The organism is Pantoea sp. YR525, assembly GCF_900116775.1.
GTDB classification, from domain to species: domain Bacteria; phylum Pseudomonadota; class Gammaproteobacteria; order Enterobacterales; family Enterobacteriaceae; genus Pantoea; species Pantoea symbiotica.
This window is the reverse complement of record NZ_FPBU01000005.1, coordinates 83,699-103,061: the sequence shown is the minus strand read 5'-3', so window position 1 is coordinate 103,061 and position 19,363 is coordinate 83,699. Positions and strand designations below refer to the sequence as shown.

General features: G+C 54.2%; 19 protein-coding genes and 2 tRNA genes. 5 read left to right on the top strand and 16 right to left on the bottom strand.

Annotated features, from left to right (window positions below; translation table 11 throughout):
• Positions 1-59 precede the first annotated feature (59 nt).
• Positions 60-347, top strand: coding sequence for a GIY-YIG nuclease family protein (locus BM323_RS11705; protein WP_036648362.1), 288 nt, complete (start codon positions 60-62; stop codon positions 345-347).
• Here the strand turns inward: BM323_RS11705 and BM323_RS11700 are convergent.
• Together BM323_RS11700 and BM323_RS11695 are read right to left on the bottom strand one after the other, a co-directional pair.
• Positions 331-837: a GNAT family N-acetyltransferase gene (locus BM323_RS11700; protein ID WP_008104273.1), complete on the bottom strand. Its 507-nt coding sequence runs from the start codon at positions 835-837 to the stop codon at positions 331-333. The two genes, BM323_RS11705 and BM323_RS11700, sit on opposite strands and share 17 nt — an antisense overlap.
• Positions 831-1,355 (bottom strand): ubiquinone anaerobic biosynthesis accessory factor UbiT, encoded by a 525-nt coding sequence (locus tag BM323_RS11695; protein ID WP_036648365.1) that lies wholly within the window; start codon positions 1,353-1,355, stop codon positions 831-833. Before BM323_RS11695 ends, BM323_RS11700 begins: the two co-directional genes overlap by 7 nt.
• Before the next feature lie 203 nt (positions 1,356-1,558).
• On the opposite strand from BM323_RS11695, the gene BM323_RS11690 reads away from it, so the two are divergent.
• The 3 genes from BM323_RS11690 to BM323_RS11680 all read left to right on the top strand — a co-directional run bounded on the left by BM323_RS11690 (position 1,559) and on the right by BM323_RS11680 (position 4,576).
• The gene (locus tag BM323_RS11690; protein ID WP_008104276.1) at positions 1,559-2,554 is read left to right on the top strand and encodes a ubiquinone anaerobic biosynthesis protein UbiU; all 996 of its coding nucleotides are present in this window, start codon (positions 1,559-1,561) and stop codon (positions 2,552-2,554) included.
• A gap of 9 nt (positions 2,555-2,563) precedes the next feature.
• Positions 2,564-3,448, top strand: coding sequence for a U32 family peptidase (locus tag BM323_RS11685; protein WP_008104278.1), 885 nt, complete (start codon positions 2,564-2,566; stop codon positions 3,446-3,448).
• Positions 3,449-3,565: 117 nt separating this feature from the next.
• Entirely contained in the window at positions 3,566-4,576 is a 1,011-nt protein-coding gene (locus BM323_RS11680) for a luciferase-like monooxygenase (protein ID WP_008104280.1), read from the top strand.
• 3 nt (positions 4,577-4,579) lie between these two features.
• Here the strand turns inward: BM323_RS11680 and BM323_RS11675 are convergent, their stop codons facing one another.
• Complete coding sequence (locus BM323_RS11675; RefSeq protein ID WP_008104282.1) at positions 4,580-5,497, bottom strand: AraC family transcriptional regulator; 918 nt, start codon at positions 5,495-5,497, stop codon at positions 4,580-4,582.
• Between the two features lie 183 nt (positions 5,498-5,680).
• Here BM323_RS11675 and BM323_RS11670 point away from each other — a divergent pair, with 183 nt between their 5' ends.
• Positions 5,681-6,427: an SDR family NAD(P)-dependent oxidoreductase gene (locus BM323_RS11670; RefSeq protein WP_008104284.1), complete on the top strand. Its 747-nt coding sequence runs from the start codon at positions 5,681-5,683 to the stop codon at positions 6,425-6,427.
• 67 nt (positions 6,428-6,494) lie between these two features.
• Here BM323_RS11670 and BM323_RS11665 read toward each other — a convergent pair whose 3' ends face one another.
• The 13 genes from BM323_RS11665 to secG form a co-directional block, all read right to left on the bottom strand.
• Positions 6,495-8,405: a DEAD/DEAH family ATP-dependent RNA helicase gene (locus BM323_RS11665; RefSeq protein ID WP_008104286.1), complete on the bottom strand. Its 1,911-nt coding sequence runs from the start codon at positions 8,403-8,405 to the stop codon at positions 6,495-6,497.
• Positions 8,406-8,421: 16 nt separating this feature from the next.
• Positions 8,422-8,478, bottom strand: coding sequence for a protein YrbN (gene yrbN / locus BM323_RS24720; protein ID WP_098053093.1), 57 nt, complete (start codon positions 8,476-8,478; stop codon positions 8,422-8,424).
• A gap of 104 nt (positions 8,479-8,582) precedes the next feature.
• The gene (gene nlpI / locus BM323_RS11660) at positions 8,583-9,467 is read right to left on the bottom strand and encodes a lipoprotein NlpI (protein WP_008104288.1); all 885 of its coding nucleotides are present in this window, start codon (positions 9,465-9,467) and stop codon (positions 8,583-8,585) included.
• A gap of 129 nt (positions 9,468-9,596) precedes the next feature.
• Positions 9,597-11,735, bottom strand: coding sequence for a polyribonucleotide nucleotidyltransferase (gene pnp, locus BM323_RS11655; protein ID WP_008104291.1), 2,139 nt, complete (start codon positions 11,733-11,735; stop codon positions 9,597-9,599).
• 309 nt (positions 11,736-12,044) lie between these two features.
• The gene (rpsO, locus tag BM323_RS11650) at positions 12,045-12,314 is read right to left on the bottom strand and encodes a 30S ribosomal protein S15 (protein ID WP_036620269.1); all 270 of its coding nucleotides are present in this window, start codon (positions 12,312-12,314) and stop codon (positions 12,045-12,047) included.
• A 133-nt stretch (positions 12,315-12,447) separates the two neighbouring features.
• Positions 12,448-13,392: a tRNA pseudouridine(55) synthase TruB gene (gene truB / locus BM323_RS11645; RefSeq protein WP_008104295.1), complete on the bottom strand. Its 945-nt coding sequence runs from the start codon at positions 13,390-13,392 to the stop codon at positions 12,448-12,450.
• Positions 13,392-13,799 (bottom strand): 30S ribosome-binding factor RbfA, encoded by a 408-nt coding sequence (gene rbfA / locus BM323_RS11640; RefSeq protein ID WP_008104296.1) that lies wholly within the window; start codon positions 13,797-13,799, stop codon positions 13,392-13,394. Before rbfA ends, truB begins: the two co-directional genes overlap by 1 nt.
• Before the next feature lie 66 nt (positions 13,800-13,865).
• Entirely contained in the window at positions 13,866-16,556 is a 2,691-nt protein-coding gene (gene infB / locus BM323_RS11635) for a translation initiation factor IF-2 (RefSeq protein WP_008104299.1), read from the bottom strand.
• Positions 16,557-16,573: 17 nt separating this feature from the next.
• Positions 16,574-18,061, bottom strand: coding sequence for a transcription termination factor NusA (gene nusA, locus BM323_RS11630; RefSeq protein ID WP_008104302.1), 1,488 nt, complete (start codon positions 18,059-18,061; stop codon positions 16,574-16,576).
• Positions 18,062-18,085: 24 nt separating this feature from the next.
• The gene (gene rimP / locus BM323_RS11625) at positions 18,086-18,538 is read right to left on the bottom strand and encodes a ribosome maturation factor RimP (RefSeq protein WP_036620302.1); all 453 of its coding nucleotides are present in this window, start codon (positions 18,536-18,538) and stop codon (positions 18,086-18,088) included.
• A 212-nt stretch (positions 18,539-18,750) separates the two neighbouring features.
• Positions 18,751-18,827 (bottom strand) — tRNA-Met (locus tag BM323_RS11620).
• Between the two features lie 59 nt (positions 18,828-18,886).
• Positions 18,887-18,973 (bottom strand) — tRNA-Leu (locus BM323_RS11615).
• Positions 18,974-19,022: 49 nt separating this feature from the next.
• The gene (gene secG / locus BM323_RS11610) at positions 19,023-19,358 is read right to left on the bottom strand and encodes a preprotein translocase subunit SecG (RefSeq protein ID WP_007886689.1); all 336 of its coding nucleotides are present in this window, start codon (positions 19,356-19,358) and stop codon (positions 19,023-19,025) included.
• Positions 19,359-19,363 lie beyond the last annotated feature (5 nt).

Below are 19,363 nucleotides of genomic sequence, written 5' to 3'. Positions count from 1 at the left end.
TAGCGATGCGGCCTGAAGCGCGCTACACTGCCTGCCAGCTAATTTTCGAGATGAGTATGATGGAACAAGGCTGGCAACTTTATCTGCTACAAACCGCCGCAGGCATGCTGTATACCGGCATCACCACCGATGTTAACCGTCGCCTGCAACAGCATCAGCAGGGACGCGGCGCGCGTTCGCTGCGCGGCAAAGGGCCCTTAACGCTGGTGTTTCATTGCGATGCCGGCGATCGCGCTGCGGCGTCACGCCTTGAATATCAGGTGAAGCAGCTTAGCCGCGCGCAAAAGCTGCTGCTGGTTGCGCAGCAGCCGCCCTGCTTAATAGCCTGGTTTAGTCGAAACGATTAAACGGTTCGGCGAATTCGATCAGCCCTTCTGCACCGACAAACGCATCGCCTGCCAGTTTGTACACCTGGAAGGCCGCTTCGCTGCCTAACCAACGACAGTGCAAACCATGTCGTGCCGCCGGTTCAAAGCCGAGTGGATTGTAAAACTCAGGATCGCCCAACACCACCACGGCGCTGTAGCTGAACTCATTAAGTGAATCCAATCCTTCATACACCAGCTGTTTAGCAAGGCCCTGTTTGCGCACCGATTCATCCACGGCGAGCGGCGCCAACGCTACCCAGTTGCGGTCTTCTCCTTGCAGGGTCACCGGACTGAAAGCGGCATAACCCAGCACCTGACCTTCATCATCCGTGGCAACGACACCAAGAGTCAGCAAGCCATCTTCGCGCAGTTGCTGTATCAGTTCCGCTTCGGCAGCGGTAGCAAAACTGCGCTTTAACAGGCTATCGATGCCTGCTGCATCAACGCCAATTTCAGTACGAATCAACATGAGATCCCCGCGCGCGCCTCAGCGGCCTTCGCGTCCTGTTTCATTCCTGCCTCAATAAAAGCAGCGAGCTGCTGCAATCCCGTGCGTAATGGCGTGGGCATGGCATCCAGTTCAATGGCATCCATTAGGTTTTTCACCTCAAGTCCCAGCTCCGTGTCACCTTCAATCACCAGACGGCGTTGAAAGAACAACATATCGGGATCCGCTTTGCGTGCTGCCACCAGCAACAGATCGTTGGCTTCACCGCGAAACCAGACATCAGCCTCGGTGTCGCGCGAAACGGTCAGGCGCCCTGCTTGCAGGGTGGTGATCCAGCGCAGATTCACATCGGCAACTTCGATCCCCAGATAACGCCCTTCCAGAAAGTCTAACTCACCTTCAGACAAAGCATGACGAAATTGCCAGTTTAGGAGTTGTTGCAGAATAGCTTTTTTTAGCGGGAAAGGGGTAATGGAAACGGGTAAAGCAAGGAATTCTGGGCCTTTTTCCACAATCAGACCGCGTAAGCGCGCAAACATCATCGACATTCCCTTCAGAAAATTTCATCTATTTTGCCACATCTGACCGGCGTCGCCTCCACTGAGATCAAGGAAATCGCCGCCTGGCTGGACGAAAAAGCCTCACTCCCGATCATCAATGCCGCTTTCACTGCCTTAAATCAACATTGCTGTCCGGTCAGTTATTTACACTCTTCGGCTTCAGAATCCGGGGAGGAAAATGTATGGAACTGCTGTGTCCGGCGGGGAATTTGCCTGCGCTGAAATCGGCGGTGGAGCATGGTGCTGACGCGGTGTATGTCGGCCTGAAAGACGATACCAATGCCCGCCACTTTGCTGGCCTCAATTTTACCGATAAGAAACTGGCTGAAGCCGCGCGCTATCTGCATCAGCATCGCCGCAAACTGCATGTGGCCATCAACACCTTCGCCCATCCTGATGGGATGAATCGCTGGCAAAGCGCGATTGATGTTGCCGCCCAGAACGGTGCGGATGCGCTGATTCTGGCGGATATTGCCACGCTGGAGTACGCGGCAAAACGCTATCCGCAGGTTGAGCGTCATCTTTCGGTACAAGCCTCCGCCACCAATCTTCAGGCCATTCATTTTTATCATCGTCACTTTCAACTTAGCCGCGTTGTGCTGCCGCGCGTGCTATCGATGTATCAGGTCAAACAGCTGGCGCGTGAGACGCCGGTGCCGCTGGAAGTGTTCGCCTTCGGTAGCCTGTGCATTATGGCCGAAGGCCGCTGCTATCTCTCATCCTGGCTGACCGGCGAGTCGCCTAACAGCGCAGGTGCCTGCTCGCCAGCGAAATTTGTCCGCTGGCAACAGACGCCAAAGGGCATGGAATCACGCCTGAATGAAGTGCTGATTGACCGCTACGCGCCCGACGAGAGCGCGGGCTATCCCACGTTGTGTAAAGGCCGTTATGAAGTGGATAACCAGCTCTATCACGTGCTGGAAGAACCCACCAGCCTGAACACTTTGTCGCTGCTGCCTGAACTGCTGCGCGCCAACATTGCCTCGGTGAAAATTGAAGGGCGTCAGCGCAGCCCGGCCTATGTGGCGCAGGTGGCAAAAGTGTGGCGTCAGGCCATCGATCGCTGCATGGCATCGCCTGAGCAGTATGTCGTGCAAGAACCCTGGATGCAGGCGCTGGGCGAGTTATCAGAAGGCAGCCAAACCACGCTCGGTGCTTATCACCGCGACTGGCAATAAGGAGATCGCATGAAATACGCCATCGGGCCGGTGCTGTGGTACTGGCCAACAGATACGCTTGAAACCTTTTATCAACGCGCCGCCGAGAGCAGTGCCGAAATCATCTATCTCGGCGAAGCGGTGTGCAGCAAGAGACGCGCGACGTCATTCAATCAATGGATGGAGATTGCACGCATGCTGGCGCTGCAGGGTAAGCAAGTGGTGCTGAGTACGCTGGCACTGCTGCAGTCGCCATCAGAAGTTAAGGAGCTGCGGCGCTATGTCGAGAACGGTGAGTTCCTGCTGGAAGCCAATGACATCGGTACCGTGAACATGGCGGCAGAACGCAAATTGCCATTTGTCGCCGGACCAACGCTCAACGTATATAACGCGCAGACGCTGCAACTGTTGCTGCAAGAAGGCATGACGCGCTGGTGCATTCCGGTGGAGATGTCTCGCGACTGGCTAATTCAGCTGCTGCAGCAGTGCGATGCGGCGGGCGTGCGCGAGCAATTTGAGGTGGAAGTGCTCGGTTATGGCCATCTGCCGCTGGCGTTGTCGGCCCGCTGCTTCACCGCACGCGCCGAGAATCGCGGCAAAGATGATTGCCAAACCTGCTGCATCAATTATCCCACTGGCCGCCGCGTGCTTTCACAGGAAGGCCAGCAGGTGTTTGTCCTCAACGGCATTCAGACCATGAGCGGCTATTGCTACAACCTCGGCAATGATTTGAGCGGCATGCATAACTGGATCGACATTGTGCGTTTGTCGCCACAGGGCGAAAGTACGCTCGCCGAAGTGGATCGCTTCCGCGCCAACGAAGCCGGTCAGGCCCCGCTGATGATGGCGCGTGGCAGCGACTGCAACGGATATTGGCGTCGCCTGGCCGGGATGGCGCTTGAAGGCGAGCGGTAAAGGCACATTCCGGCTATATTCCTGCGGTTATTAGCAGTTTTAATATGGGTAACGATGAGTAATACTCACAAGCGCAGGTCCGACTAAACACCTGCGCCATCCCTATTTGGAGTGCCCATGTCTGAGAAAAAAACTGTTCGCCTGTCCGTGTTGGATCTGGCGCCTATTCCACAAGGTTCCGCTGCACGCGATGCGTTCCATAATTCGCTGGCGCTGGCCCGTCAATCTGAAGCGCTGGGTTTCCACCGCTACTGGCTGGCTGAACACCATAATATGACGGGGATTGCCAGCGCCGCGACCTCAGTCTTGATCGGCTATCTAGCCGCCAATACCGAAACGCTGCGCCTCGGCTCAGGCGGCATCATGCTGCCCAACCATGCGCCGCTGGTGATCGCCGAACAGTTTGGTACCCTCGAATCACTCTATCCTGGCCGTATCGATTTGGGACTGGGCCGCGCGCCCGGTTCGGACCAACGCACCATGCTGGCGTTGCGTCGTCATCTTTCCAGCGCCCAGGCAGATAGCTTCCCGGAAGATGTTTCTGAACTGATTCGCTGGTTTGACGCCGAAGAGGGTGAACATCCGCCAGTTCAACCGGTGCCAGGTTTAGGATTGAAAATTCCGGTGTGGCTGCTCGGTTCCAGTTTGTATAGCGCGCAATTGGCCGCTCAGCTTGGTTTACCGTTTGCGTTTGCCTCGCATTTCGCGCCCGATCTGCTGTTCCAGGCGCTGCATATTTATCGTGAGAAATTCAAACCTTCAGCGCGTCTGGCGAAGCCGTATGCAATGGTGTGCGTCAACGTGGTGGCGGCCGAAAGCGAGCGTGATGCGCGCTTCCTGTTCACCTCGATGCAGCAGCAGTTTATTAATCTGCGCCGTGGCAAACCGGGTCCGCTGCCCGCGCCGGTGGAGAACATGGATAATCTGTGGTCACCGTCCGAGCAATATGGCGTGCAGCAGGCCCTGAGCATGTCAATTGTCGGCGATAGCGATAAAGTGCGCAGCGGCCTCGCCGCGTTGATGCGTGAAACCCAGGCGGATGAAATTATGGTCAACGGCCAGATTTACGATTCGCAGGCGCGTCTGCGCTCCTTCGCGCTGGCAATGGAAGCGGCACGCACGCTGTAAACCTCATTGCGGTGGGTTTATCCACTCTGCACCCACCGCAATTGTTCGCGCGTCACGCGCCGGTGACTGGCCGTGAAAGCGGCTGTATTCGCGGCTAAACTGCGAAGCACTTTGATAACCCACCCGATAACCCGCCGTTCCAGCATCCAGCTTTTCAATCAACATCAAACGACGCGCTTCGTTGAGCCGCAGCTGCTTTTGATATTGCATCGGCGTCATCGCCGTTACCGCTTTAAAGTGATGATGCAGCGACGAAATACTCATCCCCACGCTGCTCGCCAGATGATCCATTTTCAATGGATGATGAAAGTTTTCCCTTAGCCAGCGTGCGGCACGCGCCACTTTGTTGCCTGGCCGCTCCGTCAACGCCATGTTGAGAATACGCGGCCCTTCTGGCCCGGTCAGCAGACGATAGAAAATCTCCTGCTCAATTAACGGTGCCAGCGCGGCAATGTCCTGCGGATGATCCAGCAACTCCACCAAACGCATCACTGCATCCACCAACGGCGGCGCAACTTTATGCACGGCGATACCGCGCTCGCTAACCGACGTAGTCGCGAGGTGATGGTGCGGAAAGTGTTCCAGATAACGCATCAGACGCGTTTCATTAATGGTGATTCCTACGCCGAGATTCGGCTTCTCTGGCGTCGCCATCACCACGCAGGATTGCACCGGCATATCGAGCGTCACCAGCAGCAAATCACCCGGTCCGTAATGCATCACTTCATCGCCCATGCGCAGCGCTTTTTGCCCCTGCGCGATCAGAGCAAAGCTGGCCCAGGTCGCCACATGCGCCAAACTGGTGGGCTGAGAACTGCGGCCGAAAGAGAGAAAATCGATCGGGCAATAGTGACGACCATCCTGCGGCGCATGGCGGGCAATGATTGCCACCAACTGCTGCCATTGTTCCTGATGAATCATGCGTTCTGCGCTCCGCGATAAGAAATCACTGAGTTGATATTCTCGCTTGTCGCTGGCGTTGCGCCTAGTCCTTGAGCAGCAGATTTGCAGGATCGTGCAAGAAGCTTGCAGGATTGCGCTACCACCCGATTGTATGGACAGCGCATGCTTTATCTTCCCCGAAATCTCAGGTGGAGAGACACGATGAAAACACTTGAAGGCAAAATTGCGCTGGTGACGGGCGCTTCGAAAGGCATTGGTGCCGCCATCGCCATGACTTTCGCGGCGGCCGGTGCTCGGGTGGTGGTGAATTATCTTCAGGACGAAGTGGGTGCGGCGGATGTGGTGACCGACATCCAGGCGCTGGGTAGCGACGCCATCGCCGTCCAGGCTGATATCTCACGCGAGGCAGATGTGCAGCGCCTGTTCGCTAGCAGCATTGAGCAGTTTGGCGCACCCGATATTGTGGTGAATAACGCCGGCATTTTTCACCACGGTGACTTTGCCGACCTTAGTATCAGCGAAATGCAGCAGCAGCTGAACGTGAATCTGCTGGGCACCTTGCTGGTGTGTCAGCAGGCGGCAAAACATTTCCCCGCACGCGGCGGTTCCATCATCAATCTAAGCGCCTTAAACAGCCAACGCAGCACGCCCGGTTCGGTGCTGTGGGCGGCAACCAAAGGCGCGATCGATACCTTGACGCAAGGCCTCGCACGCGAACTTGGCCCACGCAATATTCGCGTCAATGCGTTAGCTCCCGGCATTATTTTGACCGAAGGTTTGCTGGCGGCGAAGAAGATGCATCCGGAGTTGAAAGCACAACTGATTGCCGCTACGCCGCTTGGACGCTTTGGCTTGCCGGAAGATGTGGCGCAAGTCGCGCTGTTTCTGGCATCGGAAGAGGCGGCATATGTTAGCGGTGAACGCGTGCTAATTGCTGGCGGTGTGTAAACTTTACTTTCCACAGGCATAAAAAAAGGGACGCATCAGCGTCCCTTTTTACTTTAGCGTTTAACGCTTATGCATCACGACGACGTGGTGCAGCTGCGCCTTCTGGACGCGGGCCACGGCCACCTTCACGGCTGAAGCGTCCGCCTTCGCGGCCACCTTCACGACGCTCGGAGAAGCGACGTGGAGCGCCTTCGCCACGTGGAGCACCCTCACCACGCGGTGCGCCATTGCCACGACGTTCGCCGCCAGCAGATGGACGACGTTCGCTACGCTCGTGCACCGGTGCATCACCCATCAGCTGCATATTCATCGGCTTGTTCAGAATACGCGTACGAGTGAAGTGCTGCAGTACTTCGCCCGGCATGCCTTTCGGCAGCTCGATGGTTGAGTGAGTACCAAACAGCTTGATGTTACCGATGTAACGGCTGCTGATGTCGCCTTCGTTAGCAATCGCGCCAACGATGTGACGAACTTCTACACCATCATCGCGGCCTACTTCAATGCGGTACAGCTGCATTTCGCCAACGTCACGACGTTCACGACGTGGACGATCGCCATCGCGGCTGTCACGGCTTTCGCGTGGACCACGAGAATCGCGTGAATCGCGACGCTCACCACGGTCAGGACGATCACTGAACTCACGACGCGCTGGACGTGGTGCTTCTGGTGGCAGAATCAGTGGACGTTCGCCCTGAGCCATTTTCAGCAGTGCTGCGGCCAGAGTTTCGATATCCAGATCTTCGCCCGGCTGCATTTTGCTCAGCAGTGCGCGGTACTGGTCCAGATCGCTGCTTTCCAGCTGCTGCTGTACTTTAGCCGCGAACTTAGCCAGACGACGCTCACCCAGCAGTTCTGCGTTCGGCAGTTCAACTTCTGGAATGGTCAGCTTCATGGTGCGTTCGATGTTACGCAGCAGACGACGCTCGCGGTTCTCAACGAACAGCAGCGCGCGACCTGCACGACCAGCACGGCCGGTACGACCGATACGGTGAACGTAAGACTCTGCATCCATTGGGATATCAAAGTTTACGACCAGGCTGATACGCTCAACGTCCAGACCACGTGCGGCAACGTCGGTAGCGATCAGGATGTCGAGACGACCATCTTTCAAACGCTCCAGCGTCTGCTCACGCAGTGCCTGGTTCATGTCACCGTTCAGTGCTGCGCTGTTATAACCGCTGCGCTCCAGCGCTTCGGCCACTTCCAGCGTGGCATTTTTGGTACGCACGAAGATGATGGCTGCATCAAAATCTTCTGCTTCCAGGAAGCGAACCAGTGCGTCAGTCTTACGGCCGTAAGCGGTCCAGTAAGACTGAGAAATGTCTGGGCGCGTAGTCAGGCTTGACTGGATGCGCACTTCCTGTGGATCTTTCATGAAGCGCTTGGTGATACGACGAATCGCTTCTGGCATGGTTGCTGAGAACAGCGCGGTCTGATGACCGTCTGGAATCTGCGCCATGATGGTTTCAACGTCTTCGATGAAGCCCATACGCAGCATTTCATCAGCTTCGTCCAGCACCAGACCGCGCAGGTTAGACAGATCTAACGTGCCACGCTTCAGGTGATCCAGCAGACGACCAGGCGTACCCACAACAACTTGTGGTCCCTGACGCAGTGCGCGCAGCTGAACGTCATAACGTTGGCCACCGTACAGGGCTACAACGTTGATGCCACGCATATGTTTAGAGAATTCTGTGACGGCTTCAGCAACCTGTACCGCCAATTCGCGGGTCGGTGCCAGCACCAAAATTTGCGGTGCTTTAACAGTAGGATCAATGTTGTTTAGCAGCGGCAGTGAGAAAGCCGCAGTTTTACCACTACCGGTCTGCGCCATACCCAACACGTCACGGCCAGCCAGCAGGTGAGGAATACACTCAGCCTGGATTGGAGAAGGCTTAACGTAGCCCATACCGTTCAGTGATTCGAGGATGTCGGCGTTCAGGCCAAGGTCAGCAAAAGTGGTTTGAATATCAGTCATGTAGTACACGTGCCTCTTAGATTGCGGCGGCCAGTCTACATAACTCGTCGTGAAAACTTTCAGTCATTTTCATCAAAAAGTGTGAACCGGCTCAAATTAGAAGTTTTGACGAACAGAAAAGCCCTCATCTCTGAAGATGATGACTTTACAGGTATTCAGGCAATAAAAGTTCGTCAGCTATTGCTGGTCAGATTCTGATAAATCGTCTTGTGTCTGGCCGAGTTGCGCCAGTTCCAACAATGCGTATCGGTGCTCAACAAAGTTGTTTACGTTGTTGGCCACCGCCAGTTTGAACAACGCTTTCGCGTCGTCCTTCTCCCCCAGACTTAGGTAGTACTTACCTAAATAGAAGTTGGTTTCACTGAGATGTTCAGCGAGCGAGGTGTTATCCGTTGCGTCCGCCTTGAGACGTTCCATCAGCGTTTTTTCACTGATGTCGCCAAGGTAGAACTCGACAATATTCCATCCCCATTGATCGCGAACCGCTTTGTCATGACGCTGTCTCAGCGTAACTTTTGCCTTGTCGGCATCCATATCGCTTTCAACGAGATAGAGCCAAAGGCTGCGGAATGGATCGTTAGGATCGTCTTGATAAAACGCCAGCAGATCATCTTGCGCTAACTTGTATCGACCGCCGTAATAGAGGGCGATACCACGGTTTAAATGCGCATAGTTGTAAGTTGGATCAAGCTCAAGTACAGAATCAAACGCTTCATAGGCAGCATCAAAGTTGCCTGCCTGCGTTAAGTATATACCGAGATAGTTAAATACCTCAGGCATATCTGGTCTTATAGACAGCGCTTGCGAAAAATCGTTCCGCGCTAGTGCCCTCAGACCCAAACTATCATACAACACTCCGCGCTCATATAATAGCTGTGCGCGTTCATCATCGGTCAGGGCACGACTGGCAAGAATTTGTTCCATGCGCGCCAGGATCACCTCTTGCTGCAGTGTGGGCTGCAAAGGTACTGCCAGAACTTCGTTCTTACGCCAATTGGAGTTGCTGCATCCTGCCAGCGTGATAGCTGTCGCAACAAAACACCAGCGCAAAAAAGGCTTCATTTCCCACTCCCGAATACAAACATTGGGACAACCATCCTGTCATCCTCCTGCTGTGCACAAGGATTCCCGCCCTCGCGATGATCTAAACACCTCTCCCCGCAAAGCAGGGAGAGGTAAATCGGTAAACGCTTACTCGGCGTCAGATGCATCAGATGCAGCGGTAGCAACTTCTTCCGCTGGTTTCTGCTCTGTCGCTTCTTTGATGCTCAGGCGTACACGGCCCTGACGGTCCACTTCCATTACTTTCACTGGAACTTCCTGGCCCATCTGCAGATAGTCGGTCACTTTCTCTACGCGCTTATCGGCGATCTGAGAGATGTGAACCAAACCTTCTTTACCGCCGCCGATTGCCACGAAGGCACCGAAATCAACGATACGTGTCACTTTACCTGAGTAAATGCGGCCAACTTCGATCTCAGCAGTGATCTCTTCGATACGACGAATGGCTTCTTTAGCTTTCAGGCTATCAGTTGCAGCGATCTTCACGGTGCCGTCATCTTCGATTTCGATGGTGGTTCCGGTTTCTTCGGTCAGCGCACGGATAACCGAGCCGCCTTTACCGATGACATCTTTGATCTTGTCTGAACTGATTTTGATGGTGTAAATGCGCGGCGCGAACTCAGAGATTTCCTGACGCGGCGTGCTGATTGCCTGTTCCATCACGCTCAGGATGTGCAGACGCGCACCTTTAGCTTGGTTCAGTGCAACCTGCATGATTTCGCGGGTGATGCCTTCGATTTTGATATCCATCTGCAGCGCAGTAATACCATCGCGGCTACCTGCTACTTTGAAGTCCATGTCGCCGAGGTGATCTTCGTCACCCAGGATGTCAGACAGAACGACAAAGTTATCGGCTTCTTTAACCAGACCCATCGCAATACCGGCTACGGCTGCTTTGATCGGTACGCCAGCGTCCATCAGTGCCAGAGAAGCACCACACACGGAAGCCATTGAAGAAGAACCGTTAGATTCGGTGATTTCTGAAACCACACGCACAGTGTATGGGAAGTCAGCTTGCTTAGGCATGACTGCCAGCACGCCACGCTTCGCCAGACGACCGTGACCAATCTCACGACGCTTCGGTGAGCCAACCATACCGGTTTCGCCCACGCAGTACGGAGGGAAGTTGTAGTGGAACAGGAAGCTATCAGTACGCTCGCCCATCAACTCATCCAGATTCTGCGCATCACGTGCGGTACCCAGCGTTGCGGTAACCAGCGCCTGCGTTTCACCACGGGTGAACAGTGATGAACCGTGCGTACGTGGCAGTACGCCAGTGCGCACGTCCAGACCACGAATCATATCTTTCTCACGGCCATCGATACGCGGTTCGCCACGGATGATGCGGCTACGAACAACGCTCTTCTCGAGATCGTGTACGATGTCAGCGATATCGCCAGCATCCAGCGTTTCATCTTCAGCCTGCAGTGCCGCGATGGTCGCGTCTTTCACTGCGCCAACCTGAGTGTAACGCTCTTGCTTATCAGTGATGCGATAGGCATCGCTGATGCCCGCTTCTGCCAGTGCAGTAACGCGTGCGATCAGTGCATCGTTAGTTGGCAGTGGCTGCCAATCCCAACGTGGTTTACCGGCTTCGGCAACCAGCGCATTGATGTTTTCGATAACGATCTGCTGCTGGTCGTGGCCATATACCACAGCGCCCAGCATCTGCTCTTCAGTCAGGATGTCAGCTTCTGATTCCACCATCAGCACCGCGTTCTGGGTACCGGCAACAACCAGGTTCAGACGTGATTCGTTGATTTCATCAGCAGTTGGGTTCAGTACGTACTGGTCATTGATATAACCGACGCGCGCTGCGCCGATTGGACCATTGAACGGCAGGCCAGACAGAGCCAGTGCAGCAGATGCACCGATCATCGCAACGATGTCTGGGTTAACCTGTGGGTTAACAGAAACCACGGTCGCAATAACCTGGACTTCGTTAATGAAGCCTTCCGGGAACAGCGGACGAACTGGACGGTCAATCAGGCGTGAGATCAGGGTTTCGCCTTCGCTTGGACGGCCTTCACGACGGAAGAAGCTACCCGGGATACGACCAGCAGCGTAAGTACGCTCCTGATAGTTAACCGTCAGCGGGAAGAAATCCTGACCTGGTTTAGTTTTTTTCTGGCCAACAACGGTAACGAATACAGCAGTGTCATCCATGCTCACCATTACTGCAGCGGTAGCCTGGCGCGCCATCATGCCGGTTTCCAGCGTGACGGTATGCTGACCATATTGGAATTTGCGTACGATCGGGTTCAGCAAAATTTAAGTCCTTAAATTCAGGGGCGCAGCCCATTCTGGCGCGCCGGGGATTACCGATCTTCAGTTGCATCCTCGCGACTAATGACAACCTTAACCGCCCATGCGGTAAAGCCTCTCATTAGCCGCGCGAACCTCTGCAAGCAAAGATCACTCTCTGCAACAATACATGAGTTTGGTCCGGATTGCTGCGGATTGCTCGAAAAAAGGGGCCATAAAGGCCCCCTTTTCGCGAAACTCGCACAAATCTGATCGTCAGATGCGTTTTTTTGCATAGTGCATGCGCTACACCCTTGATCAGATTCTTCAGACTTAGCGACGCAGACCCAGGCTTTCGATCAGACCGGTGTAGCGAGCAACGTCTTTACGCTTCAGGTAGTCCAGCAGCTTACGACGCTGAGATACCATGCGCAGCAGACCGCGACGGCTGTGGTGATCTTTCTTGTGCTCAGAGAAGTGACCCTGCAGGTGGTTAATCTGAGCAGTCAGCAGAGCAACCTGAACTTCAGTTGAACCGCTGTCGTTGGTACCACGACCGTATTTAGCAACGATCTCTGCTTTAGCTTCTACGCTTAGAGACATAATAAACTCCAGTAAATAATGAATGTATGGGTGCCGATCTCTAATTCAGCAGCCCGCTTTTAAAGCCGCGCCATTCTACTCTTCGCCTGATAGCAACGCAAATGCGCCGTTAGGTCAAATGCGAGAGGATTGATTACGCAGGAAATTCTACCACCAGACGACGCGGCGCCACGCGCCCATCCTCGGCGATTTCGGCCATACCAATGAATTTGTGCTCATTACCTTCAGTCACGCGCACCAATCCCTGTTCCGGCGCATCCGCCACCTGAACCGGCATACCCTGTTTAAAATAAGCCGCCACCGCAGGCAGCAAATTCACAATCGGGAACTCTTCTGCCGGGCTATCCATCGGCAGCAATAACGCATCGAGCGCGCTGTAATCTGGCGTTTCTGCCATATTGACGGTGGCCGCCACGTCCTGCAGCTGCTCGAGCGTCACCATTCTTTCGATCGGATAACGCGCCACCTGCAGACGACGCAGCATGATAACGTGCGCACCGCAGCCAAGCCGCTCACCAAGATCGTCGATGATAGTGCGGATGTAAGTGCCTTTAGAGACGTGAATCTCCAGCTCCAGCTCATCACCTTCCCAGCGAATAAACTGCAGCTCAAACACTTTGATCGGGCGCGCTTCACGCGGCACGGTAATGCCTTCACGTGCGTACTCATACAGCTTGCGTCCCTGGTACTTCAGCGCGGAGAACATGGTCGGCACCTGCATGGTGTCGCCACGAAAATAGTCCAGCGCCGCATCCAGTGCTGCCTGATCAAACGTAACCGCACGCGTCTCAACAATATTGCCGTCAGCATCAGACGTATCGGTGCGTTCACCCAGGCGAGCAATGACGCGATAACGCTTGTCTGAATCGAGCAGATACTGCGAAAACTTGGTGGCTTCACCGAGGCAAACCGGCAGCATGCCGGTCGCCAGAGGATCGAGCGCGCCGGTGTGGCCCGCTTTGTTCGCATTGAACAGACGCTTTACTTTCTGCAGCACATCATTGGAAGAGGCGCCTTGATGCTTATCCAGCAGAAACACACCGTGGACGTCGCGACCGCGACGACGAGGACGACTCATTAGTCCTCCTTGTCATCTTCCGCCGGGCTATCGCCACGACGCTCAACATCGCTCTTAATGACGTTGCTGACCAGGTTCGACATACGCATACCTTCGATCAGCGAGTTGTCGTAGAAGAAGGTCAGCTCCGGCACGATACGCAGGCGCATCGCTTTGCCTACCAGCGTACGGATATAGCCAGAGGCTTCTTTCAGCGCCTTCAGGCCGTTTTGTACCGCTTCTTCATCTCTGTCATTCAAAAAGGTCACAAACACCTTGGCATAGGCGAGATCGCGCGACACTTCAACGCCCGAAACTGTCACCATCATACCGAGACGTGGATCTTTAATTTCGCGCTGCAGGATGATTGCAATCTCTTTCTGCAACTCCTGAGAAACGCGCTGTGGGCGGCCAAATTCTTTTGCCATTATTTCTTTCTCCCAAATAATTCGGGAGGCCAGAGGCCTCCCAAATTGCAACACATCAAATGATGATCAATCGATGGTGCGTTTAATTTCAATCACTTCGAACACTTCGATCATATCGCCAACGCGAACGTCGTTGTAGTTCTTCACGCCGATACCACATTCCATGCCGTTACGAACTTCGTTAACGTCATCTTTGAAGCGGCGCAGAGATTCCAGCTCGCCTTCATAGATAACCACGTTGTCACGCAGTACGCGGATTGGGTTGTGACGTTTGATGTTACCTTCGGTGACCATACAGCCCGCGATGGCACCAAACTTCGGTGATTTGAACACGTCACGTACCGCAGCCAGACCGATAATCTGCTGTTTAAACTCTGGAGCCAGCATACCGCTCATCGCTGCTTTCACTTCGTCGATCAGATTATAGATGACGGAGTAGTAACGCAGGTCAACGTTTTCAGCGTCAATCACGCGGCGAGCAGATGCATCAGCACGCACGTTGAAGCCGAGAATGATAGCGTTGGATGCTGCAGCCAGCGTTGCGTCGGTTTCGGTGATACCACCAACGCCTGAACCGATAATGCGCACTTTCACTTCGTCGGTAGAGAGTTTCAGCAGCGAATCAGAGATGGCTTCGACAGAACCCTGTACGTCAGATTTCAGTACGATGTTGAGCTCAGACACTTCGCCTTCAGTCATGTTGGCGAACATGTTCTCCAACTTAGACTTCTGCTGGCGCGCCAGCTTAACTTCACGGAATTTGCCCTGACGATACAGTGCAACTTCACGCGCTTTCTTCTCATCACGTACGACAGTCGCTTCATCACCTGCGGCCGGCACACCGGACAGACCCAGGATTTCCACTGGAATGGATGGACCCGCTTCCAGCACTTCACGACCCAATTCGTCACGCATCGCACGTACACGGCCGTATTCGAAGCCGCACAGCACGATATCGCCTTTGTTCAGCGTACCTTCACGTACCAGCACGGTAGCAACCGGACCACGACCTTTGTCGAGGAACGATTCAATTACCACGCCGCTCGCCATACCTTCACGGATAGCAGAGAGTTCCAGTACTTCTGCTTGCAGCAGAATCGCATTCAGCAGATCGTCAATACCGGTACCGGCTTTCGCAGAGACGTTAACGAACATGTTCTCACCGCCCCACTCTTCCGGAAGAATTCCGTACTGGGTCAGTTCGTTCTTAACGCGGTCTGGATCAGCATCTGGCTTATCGATTTTGTTGACCGCAACAACCACTGGCACACCGGCTGCTTTCGCATGCTGGATAGCTTCAACGGTCTGAGGCATCACGCCATCATCAGCAGCAACAACCAGGATAACGATATCCGTGGCCTGCGCACCACGAGCACGCATTGCGGTAAACGCGGCGTGTCCCGGGGTATCGAGGAAGGTGATCATACCGTTGTCAGTTTCAACGTGGTAAGCACCGATATGCTGGGTAATACCGCCCGCTTCGCCTGATGCCACTTTCGTTGAACGAATGTAGTCAAGCAGAGAGGTTTTACCGTGGTCAACGTGACCCATGATGGTAACGACCGGAGCACGAGACTCTTGCGCAGCATCGGTATCACGATCGTCCATTACCGCTTCTTCCAGCTCATTCTCGCGGCGCAGGATCACTTTGTGACCCATCTCTTCCGCGACCATCTGAGCGGTTTCTTGATCGATAACCTGGTTGATGGTCGCCATGGCGCCCATCTTCATCATCGCTTTAACGACCAGAGAACCTTTGATCGCCATTTTGTTGGCCAGTTCAGCAACGGTGATGGTTTCACCGATGACGACATCGCGGTTAACAGCCTGAGCTGGCTTGTTGAAGCCCTGCTGCAGGGTGCTTGGCTTACGATGTTTGCCGCCTTTGCCGCCACGAACCTGCGCACGCGCTTCTTCGCGATCGGTTTTGGCTTCAGAATGCTTGTTGCCTTTCTTCACCGGGCGAGCTGCTTTGGTGGTGCGAGCACGTGCACGGCCAGCTTCTACCTGGCGATCGTTCTCGTCTTCTGCCTGACGGGCGTGAGTTGAGGTAGTGACGTGATAGTCGCCTTTATCCTCTTCTTCAGGTTTGGCCCATTCAACAGCTTTTTCTTCAGCCAGGCGGCGGGCTTCTTCAGCCACGCGGCGCGCATCTTCTTCCAGCTTACGGCGTGCTTCTTCTTCTGCTTTACGTTTCAGTTCGGCAGCTTCTGCTTCACGACGGGCTTTATCAGACTGCGCAGCCTTGGCTACTACGTCGGTAGGTTGATTAGTCAATTTCTCTTTTTCCGCTGCTTCACGTTTGGCCTTGTCAGCGGCTTCGCGCTTGGCTTTATCTTCGGCTTCACGTTGCGCTTTCTGTTCAGCTTCGCGACGGGCTTGTTCTTCCGCCTCGCGACGCGCCTGCTCTTCCGCTTCACGCTGCGCCTCGGCTTCCGCTTCTGCCTGAGCTTGCTCAGACTCTGCGTCGCCTTTCACGTATGTGCGCTTTTTGCGGACTTCAATTTGTACCGACTTACTTTTACCCCCGGTGACGGGAATATTCAAGGTGCTGCGCGTCTTGCGCTGCAAAGTCAGCTTGCTTGAACCGGTCTGACCGTGCTCACGATTCAGGTGAGACAGTAAGGTTTCTTTCTCTTGCTGGGACACCACATCGTTCTCAGACTTACGGATCCCTGCATCAGCAAATTGCTGTACCAGGCGATCGACCGGGGTCTGAATTTCGGCGGCCAGCGATTTTACGGTTACATCTGTCATGCTGTTCCTTCCTGTTATTACGCGTCATCGCCGAACCAGCAGATATTACGTGCAGCCATAATCAGCGCACCGGCTTTCTCGTCATCCAGCCCTTCAATATCTGTCAGATCGTCAACACCTTGCTCAGCGAGATCTTCCAGCGTGCAAACGCCTTTCGCCGCCAGGCGATACGCCAGCGCACGATCCAAGCCCTCAAGATTCAGAAGATCCTCAGCGGGCTCCTGATTACCAAGGCTCTCTTCTTTCGCTAATGCCAGGGTAGTTAACGCATTTTTTGCTCGTTCACGCAGGGCTTCAATGGTCTCTTCATCGAGGCCGTCGATTTCCAGCAGCTCGTTGATTGGCACATAAGCCAATTCTTCCAGCGAAGAGAAGCCCTCTTCCACCAGAATGGTGGCGAACTCTTCGTCGATGTCGAGATGTTTGGTGAACATATCGATCGCTGCATGGGCTTCAGCTTGGTGCTTGGCCTGCAGATCATCGACGGTCATCACGTTCAGTTCCCAACCGCTCAGTTGGGAAGCCAGACGCACGTTTTGGCCGTTACGGCCGATCGCCTGAGCCAGATTGCCGGCTTCAACAGCGATATCCATGGTGTGATTGTCTTCATCCACCACAATTGACGCCACATCGGCTGGCGCCATAGCGTTGATAACGAATTGCGCCGGGTTGTCGTCCCACAGCACAATGTCGATACGCTCGCCACCCAGCTCGCTCGAAACCGCCTGGACACGCGCACCGCGCATACCGACGCAAGCGCCCACTGGATCAATTCGTTTATCGTTGGTTTTCACCGCGATTTTGGCGCGTGAACCCGGATCGCGCGCTGCCGCTTTGATCTCGATAACTTCTTCGCCAATTTCTGGCACCTCAATGCGGAACAACTCAATCAGCATTTCTGGCTTAGAGCGGGTGACGAACAGCTGCGCGCCACGCGCTTCAGGGCGAACGGCGTACAGCACGCCACGAATACGGTCACCTGGACGGAAGTTTTCACGCGGCAGCATGTCTTCACGCACAATCACGGCTTCAGCATTGCTGCCGAGGTCCAGTGAAATGTTGTCGCGGTTCACTTTCTTCACCACGCCGGTGATGATTTCGCCTTCGTGTTGACGGAACTGATCAACCACCATCGCGCGCTCAGCTTCACGTACTTTTTGTACGATAACCTGCTTAGCAGTTTGGGTGGTGATACGGTCGAAGGTGACAGATTCAATCTGATCTTCGACAAATTCGCCCAGATTGAACGCTTCGTCTTCATAACGAGCTGCATCCAGCGTGATCTCGCGAGTCGGCTGCGTGACTTCTTCCACAATCTGCCAGCGACGGAAGGTGTCGAAATCGCCGCTGCGGCGATCGATGCTGACACGCACTTCGATCTCTTGCTCATACTTCTTTTTGGTCGCAGTGGCCAAAGCGCTCTCCAGCGCTTCGAAGATTTTCTCACGCGGCAGGGCTTTTTCGTTAGAAACGGCTTCTACTACAGCTAAGATCTCTTTGTTCATCCTGGTTAGCCTCAATCCGGACTTTTAAAAGTGGGGGACCAGGTTCGCTTTCTGAATGTTGCTCAGCGCGAACACTTCATCGTTACCCTCAACGGTCACCGTGATCATCTCGCCTTCAACAGACTTGATGATACCCTGCCATTTACGGCGGTTTTGTACGGCCATGCGTAGTACCAGGCTCACCTCGTCACCGGCAAAACGTGCATAGTGTTCAGCAGTGAAAAGAGGACGTTCGAGACCCGGCGAGGAAACTTCAAGGTTGTAAGCCACGGTAATTGGATCTTCCACATCCATTACTGCGCTAACCTGGTGGCTAACATCGGCGCAATCATCAACATTGATACCCTCTTCACTATCAATATAGATGCGCAGGGTTGATGTGCGACCACGAATAAACTCAATACCGACTAATTCGTAGCCAAGCGCTTCTACTGGAGCAGAGATCAACTCTGTCAATTTTTGCTCTAATGTGGACAAGCCCACCCCCAAGACATAAAAAAAGGGCCTATAGCCCAGTGTTTCGATTTCCTGATAACAAAAAACCCCGAATATTCGGGGCTTTTTGTGACTGGACCCTGTACGCCGCATAGCGGCTTCGGAGCACAATCCAAAAGAATTTTTTTCAAAAATCACTGAGATTGCGTCCGTCGATGCATACAGTATATTTGAAAAAGAACTCTAAGGGAAAGTGGTTGCGGGGGCCGGATTTGAACCGACGACCTTCGGGTTATGAGCCCGACGAGCTACCAGGCTGCTCCACCCCGCGTCCGAAAACGTGGCGAATAATACGCCGACCTTGCAAAAAATGCAAGTTAAACTGAGATTTGGTACCGAGGACGGGACTTGAACCCGTAAGCCCTTTCGAGCACTACCACCTCAAGGTAGCGTGTCTACCAATTTCACCACCTCGGTACATCACTAGACTGCGACGTTGTTTTATCGCACTACAGCGTTGACGATCTTACTGCGGGATATCATTACCCGGCGTTGCCGGTTTAGCTGGCTGAGTCTGCTGTTCAGACTGCGCCGGCGCAGTGAGGTTATCCCACTCGCTACCTTTGGCTGTTTTATTACTGTTCAGGTTACCCAGAACCAGGCTGATGATGAAGAACAGCGTAGCCAGTACTGCGGTCATGCGAGTCATAAAGTTGCCAGACCCATTTGAACCGAACAGCGTACCAGAAGCGCCCGCACCGAATGAGGCTCCCATATCAGCGCCTTTGCCTTGCTGCAGCATGATCAAACCTACGAGGCCAATCGCTACAATAAGGAAAACAACTAACAGAGCTTCGTACATAATCA

Excerpts from the sequence above, each read along its gene's own strand:
- truB (WP_008104295.1), bottom strand. The coding sequence starts at position 13,392 with ATGAGTCGTCCTCGTCGTCGCGGTCGCGACGTCCACGGTGTGTTTCTG.
- BM323_RS11690 (WP_008104276.1), top strand. The coding sequence starts at position 1,559 with ATGGAACTGCTGTGTCCGGCGGGGAATTTGCCTGCGCTGAAATCGGCG.
- BM323_RS11705 (WP_036648362.1), top strand. The coding sequence starts at position 60 with ATGGAACAAGGCTGGCAACTTTATCTGCTACAAACCGCCGCAGGCATG.
- BM323_RS11685 (WP_008104278.1), top strand. The coding sequence starts at position 2,564 with ATGAAATACGCCATCGGGCCGGTGCTGTGGTACTGGCCAACAGATACG.
- nusA (WP_008104302.1), bottom strand. The coding sequence starts at position 18,061 with ATGAACAAAGAGATCTTAGCTGTAGTAGAAGCCGTTTCTAACGAAAAA.
- BM323_RS11665 (WP_008104286.1), bottom strand. The coding sequence starts at position 8,405 with ATGACTGATATTCAAACCACTTTTGCTGACCTTGGCCTGAACGCCGAC.
- BM323_RS11675 (WP_008104282.1), bottom strand. The coding sequence starts at position 5,497 with ATGATTCATCAGGAACAATGGCAGCAGTTGGTGGCAATCATTGCCCGC.
- BM323_RS11695 (WP_036648365.1), bottom strand. The coding sequence starts at position 1,355 with ATGTTTGCGCGCTTACGCGGTCTGATTGTGGAAAAAGGCCCAGAATTC.
- secG (WP_007886689.1), bottom strand. The coding sequence starts at position 19,358 with ATGTACGAAGCTCTGTTAGTTGTTTTCCTTATTGTAGCGATTGGCCTC.
- rpsO (WP_036620269.1), bottom strand. The coding sequence starts at position 12,314 with ATGTCTCTAAGCGTAGAAGCTAAAGCAGAGATCGTTGCTAAATACGGT.
- nlpI (WP_008104288.1), bottom strand. The coding sequence starts at position 9,467 with ATGAAGCCTTTTTTGCGCTGGTGTTTTGTTGCGACAGCTATCACGCTG.
- infB (WP_008104299.1), bottom strand. The coding sequence starts at position 16,556 with ATGACAGATGTAACCGTAAAATCGCTGGCCGCCGAAATTCAGACCCCG.
- BM323_RS11700 (WP_008104273.1), bottom strand. The coding sequence starts at position 837 with ATGTTGATTCGTACTGAAATTGGCGTTGATGCAGCAGGCATCGATAGC.
- BM323_RS11680 (WP_008104280.1), top strand. The coding sequence starts at position 3,566 with ATGTCTGAGAAAAAAACTGTTCGCCTGTCCGTGTTGGATCTGGCGCCT.
- BM323_RS11670 (WP_008104284.1), top strand. The coding sequence starts at position 5,681 with ATGAAAACACTTGAAGGCAAAATTGCGCTGGTGACGGGCGCTTCGAAA.
- rbfA (WP_008104296.1), bottom strand. The coding sequence starts at position 13,799 with ATGGCAAAAGAATTTGGCCGCCCACAGCGCGTTTCTCAGGAGTTGCAG.